Origin of the sequence: Mesorhizobium sp. M2A.F.Ca.ET.042.01.1.1, from assembly GCF_003997405.1 — a bacterium.
Taxonomy (GTDB): domain Bacteria; phylum Pseudomonadota; class Alphaproteobacteria; order Rhizobiales; family Rhizobiaceae; genus Mesorhizobium.
Genome location: NZ_RZRX01000246.1, coordinates 1 through 9,543, shown reverse-complemented (window position 1 = coordinate 9,543; position 9,543 = coordinate 1). Strand labels below are relative to the sequence as shown.

Genomic DNA, 9,543 nt, shown 5'->3' with positions numbered 1-9,543 from the left:
TTCCTGATGCCCGGCGCGGCCGGCTGGCCGTCGACGAGCGAAAGCAGGGCAAGCCCGGCCTCGCGGCCGAGCGTCGAAAGATTCATGTCGACGGAGGTGAGCGGCGGGCGCGTCGCCTCGGCCACGATCTGCCAATTGTCGAAGCCGATGACGCCGACATCCTCTGGCACGCGGATGCCGCGCTCGCGCAGCGCGTCGATGACGCCGCGGGCGATCTGGTCGTTGCCGCAGAAGACGGCATCCGGCCAGCCTTCCCTACTCGCGCCGCCGAACAGTTTTTCGACTGCCTCGTGGCCCCAGGCTTCCGACCAGGCGCCGAGCAGCGGCTCGCGCAAGGCCAGGCCGTTCTCCTTCAGGACATCGCGATAAGCCTCGGCGCGCGCGTGCACCACAGCAAAACTCGCGGGGCCGCTCACATGGGCGATGCGCCGGCGCCCAAGCCGCAGAAAATGCTCGACCGCCAGCCGCGCGCCGCCGGCATCGTCGGAAACGAGGCCGACAGCGCCGGGATCGGGCTGGGTGAAAGCGTAGACGACCGGAATGCGCAGATTGGAGAGGTCCACCGGCAGATGGCGGTCGATGCGCTTTCCGGTGGCGACGATGCCGTCGACGCGCTTGTCGAGCATGGCCTCAACATGCAGCTGGCCGAGCCGCTGGTCGTCCTCGACATTGCACAGGAACACCGACACGCCCTTGTCGACCAGCGCATCCGAGACACCGGCCATCAGCGGCAGCGAGAAGCGGCCATAGGTATCGTTGGTGAGCAGGCCGACGGTGAAGGAGCGTTTCCTGAGCAGGCTCTGCGCCAGGCTGTTCGGCCGGAAGCCGAGCTGCCGTGCCGTGTCGCGGATGCGCTCGCGCGTCTCCGCCGTCATGCGCCCCTGCCCGTTCAGCGCCTTGGACGCCGTGGCGACGCTGACGCCGGCCGCGGCCGCGACCTCGCGCAGCGTGACCGGCGGCTTGGCGGAAACTGGCGCTGGCTCGGGGTCGAGGGACATGGGCGCGGCGGATTCCCTTGGTTGGGAAAAGGTTTTCTCTTACCGCCCTGGGCGGTGGTGACGGGTGAGGTCAGGCGGGCGCAGAGCGGGCTGGGAAAAGGTTTTCTCAGGGGGAGAGAGTAGGGGAAGGCGGGGAGGTTGGCAAGGGGAGATAGCCCTAACAGGCGGCTACTCCTGAATGGCCCCACGAAGTGACGGGAATAGGTCAAAAGCCGTCGTTCGGCTTCTCGCAATAGTCGTTCTGGGTGCCAAGCTGATTTCTCGCGAAGGTCAGCCGGCCAATTGCCACGTAGAGACATAGGCTAGCCGCAACGCAAGTCTCACGCGGCTTTACGGGTCAATATAGCTAAATTACCTGGAAGGCCTCGTTGCGCTGGACTAAGGTGAGAAACCAGGGTGATCCAGAAACGGATTCTCAGTTCGGGTAGAGGGGATGTGTAGCTGTGTATATTAGCCGTATCGTTGTCAGAAATTTTCGTTCATTTGAGCTGCTAGACGTATCGGTCGGCCAAGGCACGACATGTGTCATCGGCGAGAACAACACAGGCAAGTCGAATCTCCTCCACGCGGTGAGACTCTGCTTGGACGCGACTCTATCTTCCGCCTATCGATCGCTCTTGCCGAGCGATATCCACTCTAAAATTGATATCGCTCATCCGGAGCAAGTCCTAGTCGCCATCGAAATCACCGACTTCAAGGGTAAGATAAACGAGGAGGCGCTCGTTGGCGCGTGGCAATTCAAGCCGGGCTACTCACGCCTGATTTACCGATACCGTCCAAAACTTGGCATTCGCGAGGACCTTGAAACTGGTGACATCAAACCGGGCCAACTCACGCGCGAGGACTATCAGTGGGAAATCGTTGGTGGCGGCGATCCGGCCTACAATCCCGCGAAATTGAGCTGGAAAGATGATGTGGGATCGTCGATCCGGTTTAGCGACCTCCAATCATTCCTGGTCGTCTTTCTCCCGGCCCTCCGGGATGTTGAGAGCGACCTTCGCCAGCATCGAAATTCGCCGCTGGCTCGCCTAGTCGATGCGATGGAGATCGATTTGGCTGAACAGAAGACTTTGCTCGACGCACTTCGTAAGGCCAATGACCAAATTGCCCACGCCCCCAGTATCGACGCTATTGCCAAAGCCATTGACGAATCTCTGAAGAAGGTGACCGGGCCGGCGTTCAGCCTGGATATCGATCTTGGTCTGGCGGAGCCATCCTTTCAGGCTATCGTCCGTGCTCTTCGTATTTTGCTTACGAACACCGCTATGGAGAATTTCGACCCTTCGTCTAACGGGCTTGGCCTGAATAATATTCTGTACGTCTCAATCCTGATCGAGTATTTCCATAGGCGTATCGCGCAGAAGAAATCCGCAGGACAAATCATTCTCTTTGAGGAGCCGGAAGCTCACCTGCACCCGCAACTGCAGCTGACTCTCTACAAGGCTCTGAGCGCGCTGCCCTTCCAGTCAATCCTTACGACTCACAGCACGCATATAACGGCAAGTGCCGACCTAGCCTCCTACGTGGTCCTTACTCAAACTAGCGCACCCGCTACGGCTTCAGCCGCGCCGGCGAGCGATGCTGGTTTGGAGGAAGATGCAATGCTTGACCTAGAGCGCTACCTGGATGCGACGCGATCCAACCTGCTCTTTGCGCGCAAAGTCATGCTTGTCGAGGGACCAGCAGAACTCTTCCTGATCCCTGCACTCCTTAAGAAGGTCAAGAATATCGACCTCGATCGCGTGGGAATTTCCGTGATTCCAATTTACGGCGTTCATTTCGATGTCTACGCCAAACTATTCTCTGCGAAAAGCCTTCCAAAGCGATGCGCGATCGTCACTGACGGCGATCTAAAGCCGAGCGACGCGATTCCGGAGATTGATGGCGAGGATGCGCTCCCGCCCCCCCCTAACCTGAAGGCGTTAGAAGGCGACTATGTGCGGGTCTTTACCTGCAAGACGACGTTTGAACGCGCCCTTGTTTTCCAAGGGACGCTGGAAATGTTCGCCAGGGCAGCTGACGACATCGGGGCGCCAAAGGTTGCAAAGCGGCTCCGCAAAGGTGCGAAAGAACTTTTGGATGAAGATCTAGATGACAAGGCGCGCACCGCCATTCTGAATCCCCTCAGAGCAGCAGTGCTGAGCACCGCCAAGCGCTTCGGGAAGGCTCGGTTTGCTCAAATAACCGCAAGGCATGTCGATCAAGCTACGGTCTTGCCGAGCTACCTCATCGATGCTGCGAACTGGCTCATCGCGCCATGAGTCTGACGGACGAGCAAAGAAACGCCGTCCGCTGCGATGACGATTTGATGCTGACGGCTTGTCCGGGCAGCGGCAAAACACGCGTGATTATTTCGAAGCTGTCACGTGTGATTGAAGAGGTGCGCGACACCCCGCGCGCCGTCGCGTGCATAACCTATACCAACGCCGCCGTTCAGGAAATCGAGACCCGTTTGCGGCATCACATCCAGCCCGGCGACGACACTTACTACGACATCTGTACAATCCACTCGTTCTGTCTCAATCATATCTTCAGACCTTTTTGCCATCTGATCAACGGCTATAAGCAGGGCTTTAAGGTGCTCACGCCCGAAAGTCCGGAGTTTGAAGAGCACGTCAAGGCTGTATGCGCCCAGAGCAATAGATACAACCTGACCTTCAAGGACTACGAGGACTTTACGCAACTCCGGGTCAGTCTCGAGGGGAAGCCTGTTGGAGCAGGCATCGAACGTGGTGCCCTTACGCCAGCGGCTGCCTCAGCTTACTGGAAGCGCATCCGCGAAGCCGGGTTCGTCGATTTTGCCAATATAATCTACTACGCGCTGCTCCTTCTTAGAAAGCGACCAGAGATCCTCGACTACGTCTCTGCGAAGTTCGCCTGGATTCTTGTGGATGAGTTTCAGGACACAACGGACCTTCAGGTTGAAATCCTCGCGCTGATTGCCGAAGCAAAGCGGACCCGATTTCTGCTTGTCGGCGACCCGTTCCAATCTATATTTCGCTTTGCAGGAGCCAGGCCAGATCTCGCCGAGCAATTTGCAAAGCGCATCGAGGCGCGTACGGACAAGCATTTGTCGGGTAACTTCCGGTGCAGCCCGCCGATTGTGAGACATGCCAACCTACTTTTTGCCAGAGCACCCACAATGGTGTCAGTAGGAAAGAGCAAGAGATATACGCAAGAGCCGATCTGGAAGCACGGGGCGTCCGCCTTCAACGTTCTGACCGATTATTTTCTGCCTGCTATCGAAGAGCTGGATATACCCCTTGGACAATCTGCCATTTTGGCGCCAACCTGGTTCTCGCTGTTCCCTTTGGGACGGCGTTTGCGAGAGTATGGGGTCAGCATCGTAGGTCCAGGCGCACGACCCTATCGGCGCAATCGACAGTTTGCGCCGCTTGCCGAGCAGGCTTGCGGCTATTTGATGGAATCCAGGCCGGAAGCGATTCCATCGATCGAACGGACCCTATTTAACACGTTGCTGGATGTGACCGGGCACGCATTCTTTGATATCTACTCATACGAAGGGCGGAAAGTGGTCTTCCGCCTCCTTGGACACGCGCGCGAGCTGCACCACCCGCAGATCGGAGCGGTCGCCTGGCTGGAGGCCGCCGCCCGAACATTCGCCGAGACATTGGTTGAGGCGGGCTATCTCACGCCAGCTTCGCGGAACGTGTTCCCGATGTCGGTTGAAGAGATGAAATCCGATATGCGCAACAATAAAGTCGATTTGGATAACTTAACAATCGAGGACTTAGGCGTTTACGCGAGTCCGGAAGCCGCATTGAAGCTCGTCACCTTACACAACTCGAAGGGACGCGAATATGAAGCTGTTGCGATGATCGACCTACACGAAGGCAGGATTCCGTTTTACCAGGCTCAGTCCGCCGAAGACTTGGCCGAAGCTAAACGTCTGTTCTATGTGGGGGTTACCCGCGCGAAGCGATTTCTAATGTACGTCACCGATAGTGCGAATTCCCGGAATCAGCCTACGCGATTTCTCAAAACGGGCTCGGATACCGGGGTCGCGCCCTGAGCGTCGGGTGACACATGTTATCAAATCTATCACGGCGCTCAACTTCGCCGGCGCGTACGCCGAGCATGAACCTGAATCAGCATAAGTTGATCCTACAAAAAATAATCGTCGCTTTGACCTCACAAGAAATCGCCAACGGAAGCCGAAGATGACGCTTCGAACAATCGTTCCCCAGACCACAGGGAACAAGGGTATGTTTAGAGTACAGGAGATGCCATGTGGGGACGGCTCCCCGGGCAGAGAAATAGCATTCTCTGACGTTTCATTTGACCCTCTAGGCTACGCCGAACTGCAAAACGCCATTCTTCACGGACCGCCGCATATTCCACTCCGAGGACAGGGCAGAGTCGTTAGCAGCAACATCGAAGGGCTAGAGATCGGACAGGTCGGCCGTTTTAGTACCAAGCTAGAGAGCCGCTTTAGATCTAAATCCGTCGGCCTTGTCAGAGGAGGATGGTTGCCTTCGGCGATGGCCCTCGAGGACAATTCCGTCGTGCTCCCAGACCGGTGCGTGGTGGACGAACTCAACAAACGGTTAAGAAACGGACTGCCGAAACCTGGGGCGGAGAGTGACTTCATCGATCTGTTCGCCGACAGCGCCATCCGCATCAATCCTTTGCTCTTCGTTCTCGAAGGAGATGACCGACAAAATCCTAGTTCGGAGACGGTCGAGCGGCATCTCAGCGAAGCGGTTTCCAAGCTCCGGTCGGCTCTTCCGAAAGCGATCTTGGTTGCAGCGGATGCGCAAGGTCTCAATGGCGTCTTAGGGCTATTTCAGGATACTCAGCCTGGCATGGCACGCAAACACGACTTCCTTGCGCGTCTTAATCCGAAACTTAAATCGCCGATCGGTCGCAAGGACGTGCCGGCGCGATGGGACGACGTCCTTGCCGCAGCTGACGCCAGTGGCGTTCCAAGAACGTCGCTTGTTGTGATCGCAGCACTAAGCACCGTGGTCGTGCCAGGCGGAAAGAGCCCCGCTAAGCGTCTGCTCAAATTTGATAGGCAATATACAGAAGCAAATACCTACAATGCTCTGGCGGACCTTCGATCACTCGAGCTCCTTATGTATATATTTGCCCTCTTTCCCAACGAGCACGTGATGCTTTGCACGGCCGACAAGGACATGGCTTTATTTTGGGCAGGGCTTCGGGCATCTAACTTCGCTTTTAACCTTGGCCGTATGAGCTTCGATGTAGCGCCGGGTGATCTTCTGCCCGGGGTATCTGAGAAGCGATGGAAGGAGTCGACTAGCCCCTGACTCCCCGGGACGAACCGCCATCGATTCCACGTCCCGCTTTCTGCTTGAGACCATTGCGCATGGCCCCCCTCGCCGGCAACGATTCGCAGACCTGCCTCGCCCACCCGCTTGCCGGCGCGGTGGGCATGTTCCGCTTTGCGGAGGCCGGCGCGCGGGGCTCAGCGCCGGAGACGCGGCTCGCCGAGCAGGGCAAGCGTGCGCGGCGTTCGGGATGACGATGTCGAGGTCCCTCGCCCATCGAGTCCCGTGGCAAATCCGACCAGCCTCACGGCCCCTACAACCAAACTGACCTTTTTTGGGTGGATTTTTGCCGGAAGCCGCGAGTCCTGCGGAAAGCTGCCCAGGAATTGGGCAGTTCGGTCCTCGAGTGTTGCATTTCTGCTACTACGAATCTCGACAACCCCTGCTAGAAACGCGGCGGTTTTAAATTGGGGTTATGGGCTATGCTTCTTCTTCGTGTTTCCGCGAAATCCGTTCTGCTGGGCGCTGTTTCGGCCGTTGCCTTGATGTCGGCCGCGCATGCCGCCGACGTTGTCCAGGAGCAGGCGGCTCCCGGCTTCAACTGGAGCGGTGTCTATGTCGGTTTCGGCGTCGGCGCCGGCGCCAATGTGCACAAGCTGAGCAGCGATTTCCTCCCGGGAGCCTCGCTCAACGGCATCGGCGGCGAAGGCATCTACGGCCAGGCGACCGTGGGCTACGACTATATGGTCTCGCAGCGCTTCCTGCTTGGCGGCCTGATCGACGCGCATGTCGGCACGATCAAGACGTCGCTTGATGTGGGCGCCCTGGGCGGCCTCAGCGCCGACCTCAAGGAAACCTACGGCTTCGACGTCGGCGTTCGCGCCGGTTACCTGCTGACGCCGAGCACGCTGGGCTATGTGCTGGGCGGCTATGCCTGGCAGAAGTACAAGCTCGACACCAATGCCGGCTTCGGCATGGATTGGGACCAGGGCGGCTATTTCGTCGGCGCCGGTGTCGAAACTGCGATAAGCAGCAACTGGACGCTGAAGGGCGAGTATCGCTACACCCGCTTCGGCACCAAGGACAATCTGCTTTCCCAGTTTGGGCTGCCGGATGGCGCGCTCAATCTCGACACCTCGCGCCACACCTTCGAAGTGGCCGCCAGCTACCGCTTCAACGCCAATGACGGCGGCGCGGCCAGCTTCGAGACGCCTTCCTACAACTGGACCGGCTTCTATGTCGGCGGCGGACTCGGCGCCGGCGCGGTGGTGCATCAGATCGAAGTTCCGCCGGCTGATGTGGAGGTCAACGGCCTGGGCGGCGAAGGCGTGTTCGGCGAGGCCAGCATCGGCTACGACCAGGACATGGGCAGCTGGGTGGTTGGCGGACTCGTGGACGCGCGCCTCTCCGGCATCAAGTCGAAGCTCGAGCTGGGCGGGCTTCTGGGTGGCGGTGTCGATTCGATCAGTCTCAACACCGATTATGGTTTCGACGTGCTCGGCCGCATCGGCATGAAGGTCAACGAAGCGACGCTGGCCTACGCGCTCGCCGGCTACAGCTGGCAGCACTTCAAGCTCGATGCTCCGGCACCGCTCGACGTCGATTGGGGCTCCAGCGGCTTCTCGGTCGGCGCGGGCCTGGAAACGGCTGTGTCGGACAAGATGACCGTCGGCATCGAATACCGCTACTCGCAGTTCGCCAAGGAAGATTTTTCGGACGAATTCCCGATCCCGAGCGGGCTTGTGACCTCGACGCCGTCCTTCCACACCGTGCGCATCGACGCCAAGTACAAGTTCAACTAAGCAAAGGCCTCCAGCCAGAGCAAAGGAAGCCCGCCGACTTGGCGGGCTTTTCTTTTCATATTGTCCCGGCAGAACCTGCGCGTCGCCCGCCAGCTTACCGGCGGCGGACTGATCGACCGCGCCATTTGCCCGGCAACGACGCAGAACAATTGGGGGGGCAAGGTGCCCCCCATCGCTGTTTGCGCGAGGTCAGCGCGCAGCTTGTTAGACGAGGAAGACGCTAGCGTCCGGATGCAGCTGGTTGTTCATCGCATCGAAGGCGTTGGCGACATCGTTGATCCCGGGTTGACCGGTCTCGCCGAAGTTGGAGGTCGGGGCGTTGGTGTCGTTAAGGACGTCCCGCACCGCACCAGCCACCTCGATCGGTTGCAGCGTGTGATCGTGGTTCGCATCGATCAGATTGAGAATGGAGATGATGGCCGGATCCGAACTGGTCGCCGCGGAGAAGCTGAAATTGAGCTCCGGTTTACCGCCGAGGCCGTCGGGCACGGCGGTGACGGCAGCGGAGAGATACGCCGCCGCCGAGGAGCGTTCGAGGTGATGGATGCCGCCACCCTTGGCTGCCAACGCATCCGCGATCGAGGGATTTCCAGAGATAATGTTGAGGTTCTGGAACTCGAAGATCTCCTCAAAGGAGGTCTTGGAGGTCCAGCCCGAATGGTACTCGCCCAGCTCCTGATTCAAGATATCGATGTGGTTCTTCCAGAAGCCAGGCGTCAAGCCTTGGCCCGGCGGTGGCAGGAAGTTGGTGAAGTCGTTGCCGATGTCAACGCCGCCGCTGCCGGGGTTGTCGACCGTCTGCACGAGGATGCCGGTCTGCTCGGAGCCGTCCGGCACCACTTCGTAGATGCTCTTGCCGACATCGTCCAGCGTGAGACCGCCGATCGACCAGGCACCGCCGGCCCCCGTCGTCGTCGAAAGGTCGCCGGCGTCAAACACGTGGTTGTCGTTGATGTCGATGTAGATGGTCACAGGATCGTGCGACCATGGAATGTCGTCGCCGGTCTTGCCGTTGCCGGTCAGGTCCTCGTACTTGGTGCCCGAGACCGAGAACTTCTCGAAGTTGGCGAAGTCGAGATCCGTCTGGTCGTGGCCCGAGGTGCCGACGATCGTGTAGCCGGCCGCTCCGACCGTCTGCACATCGCCGTCCGGCAGGACCTCGTAGACCTTCTTGCCGGCGACCGAATAGTCGAGATCGCTGAAGGACCAGGTGCCGTCGCCTGCCGTGGTCGTCGACAGATCGCCGGCATTCAGGGTGCCGCTGCCGTCCTTGTCGATGAAGATGGTGACGCCGCCTAGGCCGGTGTCGTCGGCCGTGATGCCGTTGCCGGTGATTCGGTGTACTTCGTGCCCGAGATGTCGAACTTCTCGAAGTTGGCGAAGTCGAGATCCGTCTGGTCGTGGCCCGAGGTGCCGACGATCGTGTAGCCGGCCGCTCCGACCGTCTGCACATCGCCGTCCGGCAGGACCTCGTAGACCTTCTTGCCG

General features: G+C 59.3%; 8 protein-coding genes. 5 read left to right on the top strand and 3 right to left on the bottom strand.

Annotated features, from left to right (window positions below):
- Positions 1-998 (bottom strand): LacI family DNA-binding transcriptional regulator (locus EOA23_RS27675; RefSeq protein ID WP_145966499.1); only part of this gene is annotated, 998 nt, incomplete at its 3' end.
- A 443-nt stretch (positions 999-1,441) separates the two neighbouring features.
- Between EOA23_RS27675 and EOA23_RS27670 the strand changes: the two genes are divergently transcribed.
- The 5 genes from EOA23_RS27670 (at position 1,442) to EOA23_RS27655 (ending at position 8,055) form a co-directional block, all read left to right on the top strand.
- Positions 1,442-3,259 (top strand): ATP-dependent endonuclease, encoded by a 1,818-nt coding sequence (locus tag EOA23_RS27670; protein WP_127306483.1) that lies wholly within the window; start codon positions 1,442-1,444, stop codon positions 3,257-3,259.
- Positions 3,256-5,031: an ATP-dependent helicase gene (locus EOA23_RS27665; protein WP_127306482.1), complete on the top strand. Its 1,776-nt coding sequence runs from the start codon at positions 3,256-3,258 to the stop codon at positions 5,029-5,031. The genes EOA23_RS27670 and EOA23_RS27665 overlap by 4 nt, the downstream gene beginning before the upstream one ends.
- Positions 5,032-5,488: 457 nt before the next feature.
- The gene (locus tag EOA23_RS27660) at positions 5,489-6,292 is read left to right on the top strand and encodes a hypothetical protein (protein WP_127306481.1); all 804 of its coding nucleotides are present in this window, start codon (positions 5,489-5,491) and stop codon (positions 6,290-6,292) included.
- A 53-nt stretch (positions 6,293-6,345) separates the two neighbouring features.
- Positions 6,346-6,507, top strand: coding sequence for a hypothetical protein (locus EOA23_RS35830; protein ID WP_189341729.1), 162 nt, complete (start codon positions 6,346-6,348; stop codon positions 6,505-6,507).
- 291 nt (positions 6,508-6,798) lie between these two features.
- Positions 6,799-8,055: an outer membrane beta-barrel protein gene (locus tag EOA23_RS27655; RefSeq protein WP_127306484.1), complete on the top strand. Its 1,257-nt coding sequence runs from the start codon at positions 6,799-6,801 to the stop codon at positions 8,053-8,055.
- A 204-nt stretch (positions 8,056-8,259) separates the two neighbouring features.
- Here EOA23_RS27655 and EOA23_RS27650 read toward each other — a convergent pair whose 3' ends face one another.
- The gene (locus EOA23_RS27650) at positions 8,260-9,195 is read right to left on the bottom strand and encodes a hypothetical protein (RefSeq protein ID WP_127306480.1); all 936 of its coding nucleotides are present in this window, start codon (positions 9,193-9,195) and stop codon (positions 8,260-8,262) included.
- A gap of 155 nt (positions 9,196-9,350) precedes the next feature.
- A partial coding sequence (locus tag EOA23_RS35825; protein WP_189341728.1) for a hypothetical protein occupies positions 9,351-9,543 on the bottom strand: 193 nt, incomplete at its 5' end.

Excerpts from the sequence above, each read along its gene's own strand:
- EOA23_RS27665 (WP_127306482.1), top strand. The coding sequence starts at position 3,256 with ATGAGTCTGACGGACGAGCAAAGAAACGCCGTCCGCTGCGATGACGAT.
- EOA23_RS27655 (WP_127306484.1), top strand. The coding sequence starts at position 6,799 with ATGTCGGCCGCGCATGCCGCCGACGTTGTCCAGGAGCAGGCGGCTCCC.